Source organism: Azospirillum lipoferum 4B (assembly GCF_000283655.1).
Taxonomy (GTDB): Bacteria; Pseudomonadota; Alphaproteobacteria; order Azospirillales; family Azospirillaceae; genus Azospirillum; species Azospirillum lipoferum_C.
In genome coordinates this window covers 2,142,723-2,161,869 of the sequence record NC_016622.1, presented here as the reverse complement: position 1 = coordinate 2,161,869, position 19,147 = coordinate 2,142,723, and the positions used below count along the sequence as shown (strand labels likewise).

Below are 19,147 nucleotides of genomic sequence, written 5' to 3'. Positions count from 1 at the left end.
TGGTACCGTCGGCGGCTGATCGGCGGCCCGAACGTTTGCGCGATCTTGTGCCTTGTCTTTACTACCAGCGGGGCGACCCATGGTCAACGCGGCCGATGGGCATGAACCGCACGGCGGTTGGCATAGACCGGCGGTTGCCTTGCGGCACGATGTCCGGCCATATCGACGGGTCACAACCCCGTGCAGGAGCCCGTCCGCCATGCCGCTTCCCCCCATCGACCAGGCCGATGCCGCACCGGAGGTGCGCGCCGTCTACGACGACATCAAGGCGACGCGCAGCGTCCCGGACGTGAATAATTTCTGGAAGATGATCGCCCACCACCCGCCGACACTGGCGCGGACATGGGACAGCCTGAAGGAGGTGATGGCTCCCGGCGCGCTGGATCCGCTGGTGAAGGAGATGATCTTCGTCGCGGTCAGCGTGACCAACAACTGCCAGTACTGCATCCGCTCGCACGAGGCGGCGGCGCGCCGGCTGGGCATGACCGACGCGCAGTTCGGCGAACTGATGGCGGTGGTGGGAATGGCCAACGAGACCAACCGCCTCGCCGTCGGCTATCAGGTGGAACTGGACGAGCGGCTGAAGTGAAGCGGCGTCAGGCGGCCCGCTTCTGCGGCCGGGCCGCCGCCTCGTCCTGATGCTGGTCGATGCACTGTTTCGAGCGCCGCTCCAGACGACGTTGCGGCAGGCCGTTGATCAGGTCGCTGCGGACGGTGAAATGGGCGATGCTGCGCCCGTCGCCCAGTTCCTCGCTGGCGATGCGCTCCACCCGCACCTCCACATCCCAGCCGATCCTGGCCCAGGCCTCGCGGATGCGGCGGGCCAATTCGCGGGCGCCGCGCTCGCTGAAGCTGTCGAGCCGCCCGCCGGACGGGCCGGGATGGAAGCGGGGATAGAGCTGGGGCATGACCGTTTCTCCTTGGCTGGGGCGGTGCACCGGGCATGTCCGGCGATCCGCGCAGCGAAGGAATAATCCAATATGGATTATAAGGGCCAATGAATACCGATACCGGATCGGTATAGCCTCAGGGCTCCTGCAGCCCCACGACGGTGTGCAGGGTATCGAGATCCTCCAGCGGAACGGCGAACTCGCGGTCCGCCGGCTGATATTCGCGCAGCACCACCGCCTCGGGGCCGCGGCGCACGAACTCCTTCACCAGCACCGCCTTGTTGCGCTTGACCACCACCACCCCGGCCCCCGGTGCCGGCGGCTTGTGCGGGTTGACGTGCAGCAGCTGGGCCGGCCGAAAGCGCGGCATCATCGATTCGCCGACGACATACATGGCGTAGGGATCGCGGGCGTTCTTCAGATAGTCGGGACGGGCGATCCAGTCGATGGGACCATCCTCCAGGAACATCTCCTGGTCCACCCCGCCGCGCGCCGCCGCCCTGACCGGCATGGATGCGGCCGCCTGGGCCTGTTGCGCCCCGGCCGGCGGCGTTCGCAGCAGCGGCGGCATCGCAGGCCGCGCCGGGCGTGCCGCCGCCGGAACGGCCGGCAGGTCGAGGCCGAGCAGCACCGCGGGCTCAACGCCCAGCGGCTGGGCGAGCTTGACCGCCCAATCGACGGTCATCTTGCGCTGGCCGGTCTCCAGCTTGTTGATCTGGGGCTGGGAGGTGCCGGCCAGATCGGCCAGCTTCTCCTGGCTCAGCCCGGCGGCCTGCCGCAGTTCGCGCATGGTGGTCATAGGCTTGTTCATACCAAAACGGCTTTGGAAAGTCCAACGTCGCGGAATAAATCCAGTTGCGCGCAGAAGCCGGCTTGGTCTAAACCATTGCGGTATGACGCTCGATGATTGGCTCACCCGGACCGCAACCAAGGAAGAGGCCTTCGCCGCCCTGATCGGGACGAGTCAGGCCACGGTCAACCGCTACCGCCACGGCCGCCGGGTTCCCCGTCCGGCGGTGATGGCGCGCATTGCCACCGCGACCGGCGGGCAGGTGACGGCGAACGACTTCCACGGGCTGGCGGGGGAGGGCTGAGGGCAAATGTGCGCAACAAAAAAGGCCCTCTCCCATCGGGAAAGGGCCTTTCCTGTAAAGCTGCCGCTGGTTACGAGAACAGGCTCGACACCGACCGCTCCTCGCTGATGCGCATGATCGCTTCGGCGAGCAGGGGGGCGATGGTCAACTGGCGGATGTTGCGCGACACGCGGACCGCCTCGGTCGCCTGGATGCTGTCGGTGGTGACCAGCTGTTCCAGCGGGGAGACGGCGACGCGGGCGACCGCACCGCCGGACAGGACGCCGTGGGTGCAGAAGGCGTGGACCGACTTGGCGCCGGCTTCCATCAGCGCGACGGCGGCGTTGCACAGCGTGCCGCCCGAGTCGACGATGTCGTCCAGCAGGATGCAGCGGCGGCCGTTGGCATCGCCGATGATGTTCATCACCTCCGACACGCCGGCGCGCTCACGCCGCTTGTCGATGATGGCGAGATCGGCGTCCAGGCGCTTGGCCAGCGCGCGGGCGCGCACCACGCCGCCGACGTCCGGCGACACGATGGTGACCTCACCGATGTTCTCGAAGGACTGGCGGATGTCCTTCTCGAAGACCGGGGCAGCCATCAGGTTGTCGGTGGGGATGTCGAAGAAGCCCTGGATCTGGCCGGCGTGCAGGTCCATCGTCAGCACGCGGTTGGCGCCGGCCTGGGTGATCAGGTTGGCGACCAGCTTGGCCGAGATCGGCGTGCGCGGGCCGGTCTTGCGATCCTGCCGGGCATAGCCATAGTACGGGATGACCGCCGTGATGCGCCGGGCCGACCCGCGCCGCAGCGCGTCGATCGTCACCAGCAGTTCCATCAGGTTGTCGTTGGCCGGGAACGAGGTCGACTGGACGACGAACACGTCCTCGCCGCGCACGTTCTCCAGGATCTCGACGAACACCTCCATGTCGGAGAAACGGCGCACGCTCGCTTTCGTCAGCGGCACGCCGAGACAGGTGGAGATCGCCTCGGCCAGCGGACGGTTGCTGTTGCCGGCAAGCACCTTCATCGGGGTCGGCTCTCTTTGCAGGGATACGGCTCAAGGCACGTTCGCCGCTTGCGCGCCGCCGCCCCTTGAAAACGGGGCGGACCATAACAAAGGGGCGTGCCCGTGTAAACGTTCGATGACGGTGGGGTCTTTCCCCATTGGGGAATGCCGCCCTGCGCGGGCGGCATGACCGTGGCGCGATCAGCGCCCGTTCGGGGTGGTTCAGTTCTGGAGGACGATGGCCGAAAGGCCGCGGCCGTAATCCGGTTCGCCCCGAAGGCAGGAGCGGCGGTAGCTGAAAAAGCGGTCCTCCTCCGCCACCGTGTCGTTGGGGCAGCGCTGGATCACCGTGACGCCGGAGTCGCCCAGCCGCCGGGTGACGTAGGCGGCCAGATCGAACAGGAAATGGTCGGGCTTGCGGGCGGGGGCGAAGTAGTCGCGGTTGCGCGGGTCCTCCTCCTCGAACGGGGCGGGGAATTCCGGCCCGACCTCGTAGGAGCGCTGGGCGATGCAGGGGCCGATGCAGGCGACGATACGGTTGGGCTTGGCGCCCAGCTCCACCATGCGGGCGACGGTCGCCTCGATGACGCCGGCCCGGGCGCCCTTCCAGCCGGCATGGGCGGCACCGATCACGCGGGCCTTGCTGTCGGCGAACAGAACGGGCGCACAGTCGGCGGTGAGGATGCCCAGAGCGATGCCCGGCCGGCGGGTGGCCATGGCGTCGGCCTTGGGGGCCGTCTCCGGCGTCCATGGCTCCTCCACCACGACGCAGGTCGGGCTGTGGACCTGATGGCAGGTGACGAGGTTTTCGGGCGCCACCTCCATGCGGGCCGCGGCGCGGGCGCGGTTCTCGCGCACCGCCGCGGTTGAGTCGTTGGACCCCAGCCCGCAATTCAGCGAGGCGTACCGCCCGGTGGACACCCCGCCGGTGCGGGTGAAAAAGGCGTGGCGGATATGGGTGATGTCGTTCAGCGCGCCGAGTGTGATCACGAACGCCGTCCTTCCCTGTTCTGTGGCTCCCGCTTGCCCGACAGGGCAGGGGGCCGCGATGCACGGTCCGCCCGGTTTGTCCCGATGGCGGTTCCGGTGCTCTTGTCTCTAACCGGTTGTCTGCGTTTGGCCGTCAGAAGCCCGCCGGCGGGGAGGCGTCGGCGAAGGCTCCGGGCGTGGCCAGCGCGACCAGCTTGAACAGCCTGCCCATTTGCGCAGGATCGATCAAGCGGTCCATCGCGCTTCGGATATCCTTGGCCTGGGCCGGTGTGGCCTTGGCCATCAGGGAGGACGCCCGCTGGTGGATGCCCAGGCGGGTCAGCCATTCCCCCTGCTCCACCGGGCCGAAGGATTGGGCACCGCCCTCCCGCGCCGCGGCGGCGATGCTGGCGAAATCGACATGCGCGGTCAGGTCGGCCTCGCCCGGCGCCTCCAGCACCGGGGCGAAGGCATGGCGGCGCAGGGCCTGCAGCGTGTCGCCCACCGCCGGACCCTGTGCATAGCCATAGTCGATCGCCAGCGCCGCGCCGGGGGCGGCGGCCAGCCGGGCGCCGATCAACTGCGCCACCGCCTGCGAGGCGGGGGAGACCTCCACCACGCTGCCGTCCGGCGCATCGCGGAGGGCATCAGGCACCAGCCGGCTGCCGGAACTGCCGAAGGCCTCCAGGACGAAACGGAAGCGTGGATCATCCTTGCTGCTGTCGGGCTCGACATCGACCAGACGTTCGAACCAGCCATGGCCGGTCTTCTGCACCTGACGGATCGGCAGGGCGTCGAAGAATTCGTTGGCGATCAGGATGGTCGGGCCATCGGGCACATCCTCCAGCCGGTCGTGCCACTGGATGGCATCGCCGAGGATGGGCTGCAGCGTCCGGCGCTGGCGCTCGCGCAGGGCCGGGCTGGTCTCCACCAGATGAACCGTCGCGTTGTCGCGGAACAGCGGCAGCACGGCTGCCGCCCGCAGCACGTCCGCCATCAGCGTGCCACGGCCGGGGCCGAGCTCCACCAGATGGAAGGGGCCGGGGCCGCCGAGCCGCATCCAGCTGTCGACGCACCACAGACCGACCAGTTCGCCGAACATCTGGCTGATCTCCGGCGCGGTCGTGAAGTCGCCGTCGCTGCCGAACGGGTCCTGGCGGATGTAATAGCCGAGCCGCGGGTGCCCCAGCGCTTCCGCCATGAAGGCGCCGACGCTGATCGGGCCGTCCACCAGGATGCGGCGGGCCAGCAGATGGGCCAGTGTGTCCGAACCGGCGCTTTCGTCCGCCATGGCGTCAGGCCGGGATGGCGTGGCGCCGGCCGCGCAGGACCAGCCACAGGCCGGCCGCGACCATCGGCAGCGACAGCAGCTGTCCCATCGTGGCGCCGGCGAACAGGAAGCCCAGCTGCGGATCGGGTTCGCGGAAGAACTCCACGATGATGCGCGACAGGCCGTAGCCGATCAGGAACAGCCCGCCGACCGTGCCGGGCCGGTTGCGCAGCGCCGGGCTGCGGATGGCGATCGCCAGCAGGATGAACAGAACCACGCCCTCCAGTGCCGCCTCGTAGAGCTGGCTCGGATGGCGCGGCACCTGGAGCGGATCGCGCGGAAACACCATGGCATAGGCGAAGTCGGGCGCAGCCCGGCCATACAGTTCGCCATTGATGAAGTTGGCGATGCGGCCGAAGAACAGGCCGATGGGCGCGCAGGCGGCGATGATGTCGCCGAAGACGAAGGGCGAGATGCCGCGCCGCCAGCAGAACAGCCCGATGGCGGTCAGCACGCCGACCATGCCGCCATGGAAGGACATGCCGCCATGCCAGACTTGCAAGGCGTCCAGCGGATTTTCGATATAGTAGGGCAGGTTGTAGAACAGCACATAGCCGAGCCGCCCGCCCAGGATGGTGCCGATCACCGCCCAGGTCAGGAAGTCGTCGAACTCCTCAGGCTTCGGCCGGCGGTCGGCATCGAGCCGCGCCAGCCCCAGGCAATAGCGCCAGCCCAGCACGAAGCCGGCCAGATAGGCCAACGCATACCAGCGGACGACGACCGGGCCGATGGCGAAGGCGACCGGGTCGATGGTGGGGAAGGCCACGACAGGCAGGGCGGCAAACATGGGAACTCCGGTCAGCGATACGGGTCGGGCTGCGACAGGAATTCCTGCACATAGCGCCGGACACCCTCTTCCAGCTCGGTGAAGGGCTGGTCGAACCCGGCGGCGCGCAGGCGATCCGTCGTCGCCTGCGTGAAATATTGGTATTTGCCGCGCAGATGCTCGGGCATGTCGAAGTACTCAATCCGGGGGGGCAGCCCCAGGGCCGAGAAGGTCGCCAGCGCCAGATCCTTGAAGCTGCGCGCCTTGCCGGTGCCGACGTTGAACAGGCCGCTGACCTCCGGATGGTCGTACAGCCACAGCATCACCGCGATGCAATCGTCGACGTGGATGAAGTCGCGCAGCTGGCCGCCATCTTCGAAGCCGTCCTTGTGCGACTTGAACAGGCGTGCCGGATTGCCGGCCGTCAGCTGCGGATGCAGCTTGGCGACCACGCTCATCATGTCGCCCTTGTGCGCCTCGTTGGGGCCGTAGACGTTGAAGAACTTCAGCCCGGCCCATTGCGGCGGCACGAGGTCGCCGGTGGCGACGGCGCGGGCGATGCGACGGTCGACCAGATGCTTGGACCAGCCATAGGCGTTGAGCGGCCGCAGCCGCGCCAGCCCGTCGCAGGATCCGTCATCGTCGAATCCGGCGGAGCCGTCGCCATAGGTGGCGGCGGAGGAGGCGTAGATCAGCCGGCAACCGCGCCAGGAACACCAGCGCCACAGGTCCAACGTCAGCGCCACGTTGTTGGCGACGATCTTGTCGACGTCCCGCTCGGTGGTGGCGGAGATGGCGCCGAGATGGAAGACGGTGTCGATTTCCGCCGCATGCTGGTCGAGGAAGGCCAGCGTCTGTTCCGGCGGAACCAGGGTCGCGACCTCGCGCTTGGCAAGGTTCTGCCACTTCTCGCCGTCGCGGAAGCGGTCGACGACCGCCACGTCGGTGATGCCGCGCGCGGCCAATGCCGCGACAAGGTTGGACCCGATGAAGCCGGCCCCGCCGGTGACCACGATCATAGCGCTGTCCGCTGTTGCTCGACGCGTTTCGTGGGGACTTATAGGCGGGCAGGCGCGTGGGGGCAAGGTTGGGGGAGTGCGGGCGGGCGATGCCCCCTCCCTCCCGCTCTTGCGAGCGGGCCCCTCCCTCCCCCGCTTTCAGCGGTGGAGGGTAAGGTCGCGGCAGTCCCCTCTCCCGCAAAGCGGGGGAGGGTTAGGGAGGGGGCCGCAGTCCGACCCCTTACCGCGCCGCGCGGTTGGCAGCACTCACCAGCGCCCGCAGGCTTGCCGTCACGATGTCGGCATCGATGCCCACGCCGAACAGGGTCTTGTCGCCGGCCTTCACCTCGACATAGGCGCAGGCCTGGGCGTCCTCGCCGGAGCCGATGGCGTGCTCGCGGTAGTCGACGACATGCATATCGGTGCCGCAGCCCTGGCGCAGGGCGTCCAGGAAGGCGTCGATCGGGCCGTTGCCCTTGCCCTTGGTGGTGACGATCTCGCCGTTGCGGCGCATCACCACGCTCATGACGCGGGCGCCGGAGTTCGGGCCGCGCGGCTCGGTCGAATGCTCGACCAGTTCCAGCGGGCTGTCGGCGTCCAGATACTCGGCCTTGAAGGCGGCGTGGATGTCGGCGGGCGACAGCTCCTTGCCGGTCTCGTCGGCCACGCGCTGGACGACCTTTGAGAACTCGATCTGCAGGCGGCGCGGGATCTGCAGGCCGTAATCCTTCTCCAGCACATAGGCGATGCCGCCCTTGCCGGATTGGCTGTTGATGCGGATCACCGCCTCGTAGCTGCGGCCCAGATCCTGCGGGTCGATGGGCAGATACGGGACCTCCCACTTGCCGGTGTTGGACTTGGTCAGCGCCTTCAGCCCCTTGTTGATGGCGTCCTGGTGCGAGCCCGAGAAGGCGGTGAACACCAGCTCGCCGGCATAGGGGTGGCGCGGATGGACCGGCAGCTGCGTGCAGTATTCGGAAACGCGGACGATCTCGTTGATGTCGTCGATGTTCAGTTCTGGATCGACGCCCTGGGTGAACATGTTCAGCGCCAGCGTGACGACATCGACGTTGCCGGTGCGCTCGCCGTTGCCGAACAGGGTGCCCTCGACGCGGTCGGCACCGGCCAGCAGGCCCAGCTCGGCCGCAGCGACGCCGGTGCCGCGGTCGTTGTGCGGGTGCAGCGAGATGATCGCCGACTCGCGGTTCTTCAGGGTGCGGCAGAACCACTCGATCTGGTCGGCATGCACGTTCGGCATCGACATCTCGACCGTGGCCGGCAGGTTCAGGATGACCTTGTTGGTCGGCGAGGCGCCCCAGGTCTCCATCACCGCCTCGCAGATCTCGACCGCGAAGTCCAATTCGGTGCCGGTGAAGCTCTCCGGCGAGTATTGCAGGACGATCTCGGTTTCCGGCGTCTCGGCGGCCAGCTGCTTGATCAGCTTGGTGCCGGCGACGGCGATGTCGATGATGCCCTGGCGGTCCAGCCCGAACACCACGCGGCGCTGCAGTTCCGAGGTGGAGTTGTACAGGTGGACGATGGCGCGCTTGGCGCCCTTGATGCCGTCGAAGGTGCGGCGGATCAGCTCCTCACGCGACTGGGTCAGCACCTGGATGGTGACGCCGTCGGGGATCTTGCCCTCGTCGATGACCTCGCGGCAGAAGTCGAAATCGGTCTGCGACGCGGCGGGGAAGCCGACCTCGATCTCCTTGAAGCCCATGCGCAGCAGCAGGTCGTACATCGCGCGCTTGCGGTCCGGCCCCATCGGCTCGATCAGCGCCTGGTTGCCGTCGCGCAGGTCGACCGAGCACCACATCGGCGCCTTGTCCAGGGTGCGCGACGGCCATTGGCGGTCGGTCAGCTTCACCTGGGGGAAGGGGGCGTATTTGGACGGGGACTTCGGCAGGGTCGGGATATTGGTCGCGGTGCTGGTTTGGATCGCGGTGCTCATGGCGTCGTTCGGCTCCAGTGGCGGCCCCGAGGCTCTCTTTGCGGCCGGGGGCGGCGAATCGAAATTTGAAAGGCGGAGGGACCGGCGAGGGGTACGGCCGCGGAGCCGCCGGACGTGGCTCAGCGACCGTCGGTAAGTCGCAGTCCCGGCCCCTGCCGGGTGACGCCGATACCGGCGCCATTGCAAACATCGCTCATGGAACAGACACTTCGACCGATGGAAATGGTGTGCGAACGCGACAAACCCGGACGCTTAAAGCGCCGGGCCGAGAAGTCGAAGAAGGGCGTTCTGGCGGTCGATGGTGGTCATAAACCGCACTGTGCGCAGGTGCGGCATGGCTGTCAAGCCCGGATTGGCGGGAAACTGACTGCGGGACAGGCGAACCATAGCCCCGCTCAGCCCCAGATCAGGTGATAGAGCGTCGGCAGCAGCAGAGCCGTCGCCAGCCCGTTCAACCCCATGCCGAGTCCGGCGAAGGCGCCTGCCACCTCGTTGACCTGCAGGGCGCGGGCGGTGCCGATGCCGTGCGCCGCCACCCCCATGCCGAATCCGCGGGCGCGCCAGTCCTTCACCCGCACAAGGTTCAGCACCCAGGTGCCGAGGCTGGCCGCCACGATGCCGGTGATGATGACGAACACCGCGGTCAGCGACGGCAGGCCGCCGATCTGCTCCGACACGCCCATGGCGATGGGGGAGGTGACGGATTTGGGCGCCATCGACAGGATCGTCACCGCCGACCCGCCGAAGGCCCAGACCAGCGCCACCGCGCTCAGCGCCGAGGCCGCCGATCCCACCAGCAGCGCCACCACCAGCGCCAGGGCGGAGCGGCGCACCTCCTGGAATTGGTTGTAGAGCGGGATGGCCAGCGCCACCGTGGCCGGACCCAGCAGGAAATGGACGAACTGCGCGCCGTCGAAATAGGTGCGGTAATCGATGCCCGACAGGCTCAGCACCCCGGCGATCAGGACGACCGCGATCAGCACCGGGTTCAGCACCGGGCGCCGGCCCAGCTTCTCGAACAGCCACAGCCCGCATTGGTAGGCGACCAGGGTCAGGGTCAGCCCGGCCAGCGGGTTTGCCGACAGATAGACCCAGATCTGGTGAAGATCGTCGCTCATGCCCGGTCCCCTTCCGCCGAATTCCCGGCCGCCGGGTCTTCCTCCAACCGCGGATCGGTGCGACTCAGCAGGAAGGCCATCAGCTTCGCCGTCACGGCGATGCCGAACAGCGTGCTGCCGAACAGCGCGATGACGATGGGCAGCGCCTCCGTCTCCAGGCGGGTGACATGGACCATCACGCCGACGCCGGCCGGCACGAACAGCAGGGACAGGTGCCGCAACAGCCCGCCGGCCGTTTCCTGCACCGCCGCCGGAACGCCGCCGCGCAACAGAAGTCCGGCGAACAGCAGCAGCATGCCCAGCACCGGTCCGGGGACCGGCAGGTGCAGCAGGCGGGCGGCCAGTTCGCCCGCCAGTTGGCAAAGCAGGAGAAGCGTCAGGGTTCCGAGCATCGCGGACTCCGGTGGAAAGGGCGCTGTCCGTCCTTCTACCGCAGTGGCGAAGCCGCCGGGCTGCATTCCGCGAATGCGAGCATCGCGAATCGGTGATGTGGTGGTGTGGGTTCGGAGGGGGCTTACTGCAGCTTGCTGCGGGCGTAGTGGCCACGGCGGACGATGGATTGCGCTTCCACCGTCACTTCCTTTTTACCGAACAGGCGCAGGAAGATGGCGTTGACGCTGGCATGGGCACTGACGGTGAGGGTGCCGGCCGCCGCGTCCTCCGCGATGGTCAGGGGCGACAGGTTCGATCCCAGGAACCCCCTGGGGAAGGCCTTGTCGAAGAAGCTGCGGATGTGTCCGTCACGCTGGGAATCGAACATCACCCGCCCGCCGGCCAGGGCCGCGGCGTCGACCGCCTGCGCCAGCCGCGCCTCCACCGCATAGCTGCGCAGGGCGTCGACGGTGCAGCCGGCACCGAGCACGGTCGGAATGGCAAGGATCAGGGCGACCACCAGAAGCAGGTGGCGGCCTGTCCGCCGGTCTTCGTGCCCGCCATAGGGCAGGGGACGATAGACCAAAGTCATTGCCGGCCTCCCAAGGAAATGCCTATGCGGAAAGGAGTGTTGTCGTTGGATGGCTTACTCTTAGCATCATCCGGCAAGCAGGCAAACCAGGAAATGCAACAGAGCGATAGCAAAAGATAGGATCGGAGTTGCCATGTATTTTACGCAAAGGCGGTAATCCGAGTTTGCACGAGCGGCAACAAAGGGTAACTCGAACGGCGTGAAGCTGAAAGCGTGGCCTCGACTTTAAAAATGCCTCCAAATAGCGGCTTTCCGGTGTCAAAAGCAGGACAAGCGGTCCCGTTCCCGCGCCGTTAGGCATTCGTTGGGTTTTTCCGCCGGTAGGCTGGCGCCGCCGTCCATTCCCCGTTTTCTTCCCGTGCCGGAGCAAGCCTGTGATGCCGCCGATCCGTCCGTTCTTCCGCACCCAGCCGAATCGCCCCCTCCTTGACCATGCGTTGGCCGTTGCGGTGGTGGCGCTGCTGATGATCGGCCTTTCGGGCGAGGTCAGGGGGGCGCTGGCCGGTCTGATGGAGCAGGTGGAGGGCGCGCGGACCACACTGCTGGCGCACTGAACACGCGCGTCGCTTCTCCGTTTCCTTTCGGCCCGCTAGAGTGCGATCGGTTCAAGCGGAACCGCCTGAAGCGTGAATCGCACGGATAGCCAAAAGTCCAAAGTCTGGGTGCAACGAGGGGGGAGGCGGCCCGATGAAGGGCGGCGTTTGGCGCGTGGCGATGCTGGGGCTGGCGGTGACGGCGGCCACGCTGGTCTTTCTGGGCGTGGAGATCACGCAGTTGGCGGCGGCGGACCGGACCGTATTCACGCGCGACCTGACGGTCTGCGGAATCGGCCTGCTGGCGGTCTGGTTCGTCTTCTCCCGGCTGACCCGCCATTTCGGCGATCTGGAGCGACTGGCGGACCGACTGTCCGGCGGGCGCAACCGCATCGATCTGGAACCCTGGGCGGGCGGAAGCGGCGGCGAGGTCGGGCGTCTGGCCGCGGTGGCCTCTGGGCTGATCCGGGGCGGTGAGCAGATCGTGGCCGATGGCCCCCTCGCAGTTGGCCCTCTCGCAGATGGTCCATTGGGGCGCGGGCCGCTGGGTGGCGGACGCATGGACCGGGCGGTTCGCGCGGCTCTCGTCCTCACCGACGACCCGGTGCTGATCATCGACGAGCTGGGACGGGTGGAGCGGCTGAACGCCGCCGCCGCCCGGCTGCTGGAGGTGGAGGAAGGCGCCGACATCGGCAAGGCCCTGCTGCGCGACGATCTGGCCCGCGCCATCGAACGGGCGCGTGGCGGCGGGGCGCCCGTCTCCGCGGTGCTGCGCCGAACGGAGGAGGGCGAACTGTCCGCGAGGCTGGTCGATCTCGGCCTGAATTCCGGAGTGATGCTATCCTTTCCCGCCCGCGGCATGGCCAATGGCGCCGGGTTGACGGCCAAGCGAGCGCTCACCCTTCGGCCGGCCCAGCCCGCCGCCCCTTTGGGAGACGACGAACCGCTGGCCGCACTGCCGTTCGTCGCGCTGTGGGTGGCGACGGCGGGGGTGGAACCGGACAGCGGTCCGGTCATCGCGGTGGGCACGGTGCGGCTGGCGGGAACGCGCATCTTCCCGACCGTGTCGCTTACCCTTCTGATCGACCCCATCGATCCGGTGCCGGAGGAGGCGACCGCCCGTCACGGCATCGGTACAGCCATGGTGGCGGGCGAGCGTCCCTTCGCGGCGGTCTGGCCGGCGATCCAGGATGCGCTGCACAATTGCATCGCCGTCGGCATCGGTGTCGACCAGGCGCTTGCCGCCCTGGCGCGGTCCGCCGCGCTGGCGGGCGTCGCTGACCCCGTCCTGCCGCAGGGCCTGGACCTCGGCGTGCTGGCGGCGGCGCTGGACCCGGCACTGGCCGGCGCGCCCCCCGACCGGCTCGCCGCCGCCTTCGGCCTGCCCCATCGCCTGCGCACCGGCCCCCAGGGGGAGGCGCTGGCCGTGGCCGAACTGGCTGCCGCGCTGTTCACCCGTCTGACCGAACGTGGCGTCCTGACCCAGGGGCAGGCGCGGGCACTGGTGGCTGAGCGTGTGGAGGCCGGCGCGGCGGGGGCGTCCGGCCAAATCTCCTAAGCCGCATCCTCCGCCAGCCGGAAGCCGCTCACCGACAGGCGGGTCTCCGGCCGCAGGTAGTGTCGCGTCCAGGGACCGGCATGGTCGAAGGGGGTCAGGCAGCTGCCGCCGCGCAGGACCATGCGGTTGCCGGCGAGTCGGCCGTTGACCGCCTCGTCCGGGCCGTCGGGGCGACGGTAGCCCGGATATGTGGCGAAGGCGTCGGCGGTCCATTCCCACACGTCGCCGCACATCTGCCAGGGGCCGGTGCCGTGACAGGTGCCGCAGCGCGGGTGGCGGTGGCCGGTGCCCAGCAGATTGCCCATGCTGGCGCAGCCGGCGGCGACCGTCTCCCATTCCGCTTCGCGCGGCAGGCGCTTGCCGGCCCAGCGGGCATAGGCGTCGGCCTCGTACCAACTGACATGGCAGACCGGCTCGTCCGGGTCGAGCGGCTGCATGCCGTAGAGGGTGAAGACCCGCCAGCCGGAACCGCTGTTCCGGTCACCGCCCTGCCCGCCGTTGCCGCGCTCCCAATAGAGCGGTGCGCTCCAGCCCTCCGCCCGCGCGGTCTCCCACCCGTCGGACAGCCAAAGCGAGCGGTCGCTGTAGCCACCGGCCTCGATGAAGGCCAGGAACTCGCCGCAGGTGACCGGGCGGGCGGCCAAGCGATAGGGATCCAGCCAGACGCGGTGGCGCGGCCCCTCATGATCGAATCCGGGCAGCGGGGTGAGGCGGCCGATCTCGACCAGCCCGCCGGCCTGGTCCACCCAGCCATCGGGCGGTGCCCCAAGATGCGGATGGTCCGGCGCCGGTTCATAGGCTGGGCGCAGCGGGTTGGACCACAGGGCGTGCTTGATGTGCAGGAGCATGCGCTCCTGGTGGCGGCGTTCGTGGGCGATGGCCATCACCAGCGCCGGTTCGACGGCATTCCACAGCCCGTCGTCCACCTGCTCGATCAGATGCAGCACCGCGGCGTTGATCTGGTCGCGGTGACGCATGATCTCCGCCGCACTCGGGCGGGACAGCACGCGGGGCGGGGCGGCGAATCGCTCACCGCGCGCCGCGAACAGGTCGAGGAAGACCGGGTCGCAAGGGCGGTAGCCGGGGCTGAAGGGGATCAGCACCGCCGCCTCGAACAGCCAGCTGGTGTGGGCGAGGTGCCATTTCGCAGGGGCGCCGTCGGGCACGGTCTGAACCATCAGGTCTTCCGGCGACAGGGTGGCGACCAGTTCGGCCGTGCGGGCGCGCGCCTTCTGGAAACGGGTGGCGAGAGCCTGCCGCCGGTCGCCGTCCGGCACGGTCGCGCCGGAGTCGGCAAGTGGGCCGGGGGGCGGGATAACTTGCGTGTCGGGCATGGTCGGTCCCTCCGGAGTCGGTTACCGTCCGAAGAGTGTCCGCCCGAAATGTCCTATTTGGAATGCACGCATCCGTGGTGCGGCGGTCACCGCAAATAGCGACAGCGACCCGACGCGGCACCGGCCCTGTCGCGGAAAATGCAAAGCTTCGGCCCAAAAACGAAAAGGCCGCCAGAAAGGCGGCCTTGTTCATTCGAAGCACAGCTCAGTGTCGGACAAGACTTACTTGATCTTGGCTTCCTTGAACTCGACGTGCTTGCGCGCCACCGGGTCGTACTTGCGGAACGACAGCTTCTCGGTGGTCTTCTTGGGGTTCTTCTTCTTCACGTAGAAGAAACCGGTGTCAGCCGTGCTCACCAGCTTGATGAGGACGGTGTTCTGCTTGGCCATGATCTCGATCCCGACAAAAAATCCGTGCCCCGCCGGCCCGGCGGGGGCGGCGTCGTAGCGGCGGAAAATACCGTCTGACGCCGCAATGTCAAGCCTTATGGACGGTGAAATCGGTGCCCGACTTCGATTGCCACAGGTCCTGTCGCCTCATTGGCAGGACTCAGCGCTCCGCCACCGTGTTGACCACGGCGCTGGCGACCGCGCGCTGGTACAGAGCCGGCTCGGCCAGCAGCCGCATGGCGACCTTCAGGTCCAGGTCGGGCTCATGCTCCTTCCAGGGGCAGGCTTCGCGCAGGGCGCTCAGCGCCTTTTCGTCGTCGGCCGCCTTGGACCGCCAGCTGGCGATCTGTGCCGGACGCAAGCGCCCTTCGCGCAGGTCGGACAGCAGGGAGTCCGGATCGGTCTGTCCGGCCCGGCTGGTGCAGACGGTGGGCTGCACGCCCTGGCGGTGCAGGGTGTAGCCGGCCGGCGTGTAGATGCGGCTCCAGGTCAGGAACAGCTCGCCGTCGTTGGGCAGCCGGGTGACGGTCTGGACGCTGCCCTTGCCGTAGCTGGACGCACCCACCACCACAGCGCGGCCGGAGTCCTGCAGCGCCGACGCCACCACCTCCGCCGAGGAGGCGGAGCGGCCGTCGACCAGCACCACCAGCGGCAGCCCGTCCAGCAGGTCGTCGGGGTTGGCATCGAAGCGCTGGCGGCTTTCCGGATTGCGCCCTTCGGTGGAGATGATCCGGCCGCGGCGCATGAACAGGTCCGCCACCGCGACCGCCTGATCCAGCAGCCCGCCCGGATTGCCGCGCAAATCCAGCACCATTCCGTTCAGGGTCGGGCCGGCGGTCTGGCGGAGGGTGTTGACCGCCGTTCGCAGGCTGGAGGCGGTGGTGGCGTTGAAGCGGTCGAGCTTGACGATGCCGACGTCGCCGGACAGCGAATAGGTGATGGTGTTGGGCACCACACGCTCCCGCCGCAGCGGCAGGCGGCGCGGCGGACCGTTGTCGCGGGCGACGGTCAGCGTGACCAGGGTGCCCGTCGGGCCGCGCAGCCGGTCGCGCATCTCGGCCTGGGTCATCCGCGCCGTCAGGTCGCCGTCGATCGCCAGAAGCTGTTCGCCGTCGATGATGCCGGCGCGTTCGGCCGGGCTGTGCGGCATGATGTCATGCACGGTGACGCGGCCGTTGGCGTTGCTGTCCAGCGAGATGCCGACGCCGCCATAGCCTTCGCGCTGCGCCCGCTCGTTGGTCGCGCGCTGGACGCCGGTATAGCGGGAATAGCCGTCGAGATCGGCGGTGATGCCGTCGAACACCACCTGGTACAGCCGTTCCGGCGTCGCCTTGGACAGGACGGGGGAATGGCTGCGCGCGCGGTCGATGACGCGGGTGGTCAGCGCCGCCCAGCCGCCGGCGTCGGCGTCGGGTGCCGCCCCGTACTCCGCGGCGAGCGTACCCGACACGTACAGGCGTACGGTGCCGCCGGCGCGCTCCACCGTCACGGCGGGATCGAGGGCGCTCAGGCCCTTCAGCCCGTCCAGGCCCAGGCGGTTGAAGGACACGGAGTCCAGATAGACCTCGGCGATCTTGCCGAAGCCGACGGCGAAGACCTGCTCGCTGACGGGCGGCGGCGCGCTGGCCGGAAGGGATTGGCTGGGGGCCGCGACGGCGGTGGAAGCGAGCAGCGCCGAGGCGGATAGCTGGAAGGCGGAAAGGCGAATGGAGCGGCGCAGGCGGCGTGCCATGCTCGACATCGCGGGGATCCGAAACGGCGACACGCGTGACGGTACGGTGTGATCGCACGCGCTGTGATCGCAATTGGCCATGGGGCGAACCGCGGCCTCCCTTTCCTGCGGCCGGACCGGACGGGGATGATGCCGGTCCCGGATGGGGGATAGATACACCTTCGGCCGGAAGGGCGTGCGGGACAAAATTGCGGAGCGATTCGCAATGTTGCGGATTGTCTCTGCCTGTGTCGTCAAGGTCACGCTTGTATGGTGCGGCTATGGTACAGCTGTGGCGAACCCTTGGCTTTGTCACGAGTCCGCCATCGGTTCGCCACACTGTTTAAGCGTTGCCTCGAAGCAACGGTATCGGATGGAGACCGCGAGTCAGTCGGAGTCGGCCAGCCGGAAGAGCATGCTGCCGCTGACCGGATCGGCCTCCGTCAGGACCACCTTGACCGGGCTGCTGAGACGGTACGTCCGGCCCGTACGCTGCCCGACCAGGGCGTGCGCCGCCTCGTCATGGTCGTACCTGTCGTCGGGCAGGGTGCTGGCGGGGATCAGCCCGTCGGCGCCGCTCTCGTCCAGCCGCACGAACAGTCCGAAGCGGCTGACGCCGGCGATGCGGCCGCTGAAGCGCTCCCCGATCCGGTCGGCCAGGAACGCCGCGGTGTAGCGGTCGACCGCGTCGCGCTCCGCTGCGGCGGCGCGGCGTTCGGTTCCCGACAGATGCTCCCCGATCTCCGCCAGCCGGCCCAGCGTCTCGTCGTCCAGCCCGCCGACGCCCAGCCCCAGCGTGCGGATCAGCGCCCGGTGGACGATCAGGTCGGCATAGCGGCGGATCGGCGAGGTGAAATGGGCGTAGCGGTGCAGCGCCAGCCCGAAATGGCCGATGTTGTCCGGGCTGTAGGCGGCCTGCGCCTGGGCGCGCAGGATCACCTCGCTGACCAGCGGCGCGTGCGACGTGCCCGCCACCTTGCGCAGGATGCGGGTGAAGTGGCTGGGCGTGAGATCGGCGCTCTTGCCCAGCGGATGGCCGATGTCGGCGAGGAAGCCGCGCAGCGCCTCCATCTTGTCCATGGAGGGGCGGTCGTGGATGCGGTAGAGGCCGGGCATGGTGCGCCGTTCCAGCACTTCCGCCGCCGCGACGTTGGCGGCGATCATGAACTCCTCGATCAGCCGGTGGCTGTCGTGGCGCTCGCGCACCGCGATCTCCGCGACCCGCCCGCGCTCGTCGATGCGGACGCGGCGTTCCGGCAGGTCGAGTTCCAGCGTGCCGCGCTTGGCACGGGCGGCGGCGAGCCGGGCGTAGGCGCCGAACAGCGGGGCGATCACGCTTTCGGCCAGCGGCGCCGTCACGTCGTCCGGCAGGCCATCGTGGCAACTCTGCACCTGTTCATAGGTCAGCCGCGCCGCCGACCGCATGAGTCCGCGGACCAGCCGGTGCCGAATCAGCACACCGTTGCGGTCGATCCACAGGTGGAAGGCCAGACAGGCGCGGTCCTCCCCCGGCCGCAGCGAGCACAGCCCGTTCGACAGCGCTTCCGGCAGCATCGGCACGACGCGGTCGGGGAAGTACACCGAGTTGCCGCGCTCGTACGCCGCCCGGTCGAGCGCCGATCCGGGGCGTACGTAGTAGGACACGTCGGCGATGGCGACGATCAGGTGCCAGCCTTCCGGATTCTCCGGGTCGCTGTCCGCCTCCGCCCACACCGCATCGTCGAAGTCGCGGGCGTCGGCACCGTCGATGGTCACCAGCGGGATGTCGCGCAGATCCTCCCGCTGCATCAGCGCCGGCACCGCCGCCAATTCCGCCTCGCGCAGAGCCGCGTGCGGGAACACGGTGGGGATGCCGTGGGCGTGGATGGCGATCAGGCTGAAGGCGCGCGGTTCGTCGGTGGAGCCCAGCCGTTCAACCACGCGGGCCTGCGGCTGGCCGGCGCGCCCGGCCGGCAGGATGTCGGCGAAGACGAGGTCGCCGGCCTCGGCGTCGCCGCGGTTGGGCGGCAGCACCAGGAACTCGGTCTTGTGGCGGCGGTCGGTCGGCAGGATGCGCCCGCCATCGGCGCTCGGCCGGTAGACGCCGAGGATACGGCCCTCGCGCTCTCCGTCGATGCGGCGGATGACGCGGGCCTCATAGAGGCGGTCGTTGATGCGGGCGAGCTTCGCCAGCAACGTGTCGCCCACCGCCAGCGGCTTTCCCTCGCCCCGCGATTTCTTTTCCGGCAGCAGGAAGATGCGCGGCGGGTTGCCCTCGCCGGTCCAGGTCAGCGGGCGGGCCGACAACTCGCCGTCCGCATCGACGCCGGTGATCAGCAGCACGGCGACGGCCGGCAGCGACTGCGGCGGGGCCATGCGCTTGTTGCGGCCCCGCTCCACCGCGCCATCGGCCTCCAACTCGCGCAGGAGATCCTTCAGCATCTCGCGGTCCGCCGATCCGGACAGCTTGAAGGCGCGGGCGATCTCGCGCTTGCCGACGGGGGTGGTGCTGGACCGGATGAAGGCGAGAATGGCATCCTTGCCGGGGAAATGGCTGTCGGTCACGGGGCGGGGGGT

19 protein-coding genes are annotated in these 19,147 nt (G+C 68.7%); 4 read left to right on the top strand and 15 right to left on the bottom strand.

Annotated elements, in window-relative coordinates:
- Positions 1-199: 199 nt before the first annotated feature.
- Positions 200-589 carry a carboxymuconolactone decarboxylase family protein gene (locus AZOLI_RS09970; protein WP_014248499.1) on the top strand — a complete coding sequence of 130 codons (390 nt, stop codon included), beginning with the start codon at positions 200-202 and terminating at the stop codon, positions 587-589.
- A gap of 7 nt (positions 590-596) precedes the next feature.
- On the opposite strand, the gene AZOLI_RS09965 is transcribed toward AZOLI_RS09970, so the two are convergent.
- Both AZOLI_RS09965 and AZOLI_RS09960 read right to left on the bottom strand, forming a co-directional pair.
- Positions 597-908 carry a hypothetical protein gene (locus AZOLI_RS09965; protein WP_014248498.1) on the bottom strand — a complete coding sequence of 104 codons (312 nt, stop codon included), beginning with the start codon at positions 906-908 and terminating at the stop codon, positions 597-599.
- 118 nt (positions 909-1,026) lie between these two features.
- Positions 1,027-1,689, bottom strand: a complete 663-nt coding sequence (locus AZOLI_RS09960) for an XRE family transcriptional regulator (protein ID WP_014248497.1) — start codon at positions 1,687-1,689, stop codon at positions 1,027-1,029.
- A gap of 94 nt (positions 1,690-1,783) precedes the next feature.
- Between AZOLI_RS09960 and AZOLI_RS09955 the strand changes: the two genes are divergently transcribed.
- Positions 1,784-1,984: a helix-turn-helix domain-containing protein gene (locus AZOLI_RS09955; protein WP_014248496.1), complete on the top strand. Its 201-nt coding sequence runs from the start codon at positions 1,784-1,786 to the stop codon at positions 1,982-1,984.
- A 70-nt stretch (positions 1,985-2,054) separates the two neighbouring features.
- On the opposite strand, the gene AZOLI_RS09950 is transcribed toward AZOLI_RS09955, so the two are convergent.
- The 9 genes from AZOLI_RS09950 to AZOLI_RS09910 form a co-directional block, all read right to left on the bottom strand.
- The gene (locus tag AZOLI_RS09950) at positions 2,055-2,990 is read right to left on the bottom strand and encodes a ribose-phosphate pyrophosphokinase (protein WP_014248495.1); all 936 of its coding nucleotides are present in this window, start codon (positions 2,988-2,990) and stop codon (positions 2,055-2,057) included.
- A gap of 201 nt (positions 2,991-3,191) precedes the next feature.
- Positions 3,192-3,959, bottom strand: a complete 768-nt coding sequence (pgeF, locus tag AZOLI_RS09945; RefSeq protein ID WP_014248493.1) for a peptidoglycan editing factor PgeF — start codon at positions 3,957-3,959, stop codon at positions 3,192-3,194.
- 133 nt (positions 3,960-4,092) lie between these two features.
- The gene (locus AZOLI_RS09940) at positions 4,093-5,229 is read right to left on the bottom strand and encodes a class I SAM-dependent methyltransferase (protein ID WP_014248492.1); all 1,137 of its coding nucleotides are present in this window, start codon (positions 5,227-5,229) and stop codon (positions 4,093-4,095) included.
- Positions 5,230-5,233: 4 nt separating this feature from the next.
- Positions 5,234-6,055: a prolipoprotein diacylglyceryl transferase gene (gene lgt / locus AZOLI_RS09935; protein ID WP_014248491.1), complete on the bottom strand. Its 822-nt coding sequence runs from the start codon at positions 6,053-6,055 to the stop codon at positions 5,234-5,236.
- Positions 6,056-6,066: 11 nt separating this feature from the next.
- Positions 6,067-7,053, bottom strand: a complete 987-nt coding sequence (gene rfaD, locus AZOLI_RS09930; RefSeq protein WP_014248490.1) for an ADP-glyceromanno-heptose 6-epimerase — start codon at positions 7,051-7,053, stop codon at positions 6,067-6,069.
- A 220-nt stretch (positions 7,054-7,273) separates the two neighbouring features.
- Positions 7,274-8,983, bottom strand: coding sequence for a 2-isopropylmalate synthase (leuA, locus tag AZOLI_RS09925; RefSeq protein ID WP_014248489.1), 1,710 nt, complete (start codon positions 8,981-8,983; stop codon positions 7,274-7,276).
- Positions 8,984-9,378: 395 nt separating this feature from the next.
- The gene (locus AZOLI_RS09920; protein ID WP_014248487.1) at positions 9,379-10,101 is read right to left on the bottom strand and encodes an LrgB family protein; all 723 of its coding nucleotides are present in this window, start codon (positions 10,099-10,101) and stop codon (positions 9,379-9,381) included.
- Positions 10,098-10,493, bottom strand: coding sequence for a CidA/LrgA family protein (locus tag AZOLI_RS09915; protein ID WP_014248486.1), 396 nt, complete (start codon positions 10,491-10,493; stop codon positions 10,098-10,100). The genes AZOLI_RS09920 and AZOLI_RS09915 overlap by 4 nt, the downstream gene beginning before the upstream one ends.
- A 122-nt stretch (positions 10,494-10,615) precedes the next feature.
- Positions 10,616-11,065 (bottom strand): hypothetical protein, encoded by a 450-nt coding sequence (locus tag AZOLI_RS09910; protein ID WP_014248485.1) that lies wholly within the window; start codon positions 11,063-11,065, stop codon positions 10,616-10,618.
- 377 nt (positions 11,066-11,442) lie between these two features.
- Here AZOLI_RS09910 and AZOLI_RS32460 point away from each other — a divergent pair, with 377 nt between their 5' ends.
- Positions 11,443-11,619, top strand: coding sequence for a hypothetical protein (locus tag AZOLI_RS32460; RefSeq protein ID WP_162488049.1), 177 nt, complete (start codon positions 11,443-11,445; stop codon positions 11,617-11,619).
- 133 nt (positions 11,620-11,752) lie between these two features.
- Positions 11,753-13,156: a DNA polymerase III subunit epsilon gene (locus AZOLI_RS09905; RefSeq protein WP_014248483.1), complete on the top strand. Its 1,404-nt coding sequence runs from the start codon at positions 11,753-11,755 to the stop codon at positions 13,154-13,156.
- Here AZOLI_RS09905 and egtB read toward each other — a convergent pair.
- From egtB to rnr, 4 genes are all read right to left on the bottom strand, one after another.
- Entirely contained in the window at positions 13,153-14,490 is a 1,338-nt protein-coding gene (egtB, locus tag AZOLI_RS09900) for an ergothioneine biosynthesis protein EgtB (protein WP_014248482.1), read from the bottom strand. The two genes, AZOLI_RS09905 and egtB, sit on opposite strands and share 4 nt — an antisense overlap.
- A 222-nt stretch (positions 14,491-14,712) precedes the next feature.
- Positions 14,713-14,880: a 50S ribosomal protein L33 gene (gene rpmG / locus AZOLI_RS09895; RefSeq protein ID WP_012974790.1), complete on the bottom strand. Its 168-nt coding sequence runs from the start codon at positions 14,878-14,880 to the stop codon at positions 14,713-14,715.
- Positions 14,881-15,040: 160 nt separating this feature from the next.
- A complete protein-coding gene (locus tag AZOLI_RS09890; RefSeq protein WP_014248481.1) occupies positions 15,041-16,621 on the bottom strand; it encodes a S41 family peptidase in 1,581 nt (526 codons plus the stop codon).
- 357 nt (positions 16,622-16,978) lie between these two features.
- Positions 16,979-19,135 (bottom strand): ribonuclease R, encoded by a 2,157-nt coding sequence (gene rnr / locus AZOLI_RS09885; RefSeq protein WP_014248480.1) that lies wholly within the window; start codon positions 19,133-19,135, stop codon positions 16,979-16,981.
- Positions 19,136-19,147 lie beyond the last annotated feature (12 nt).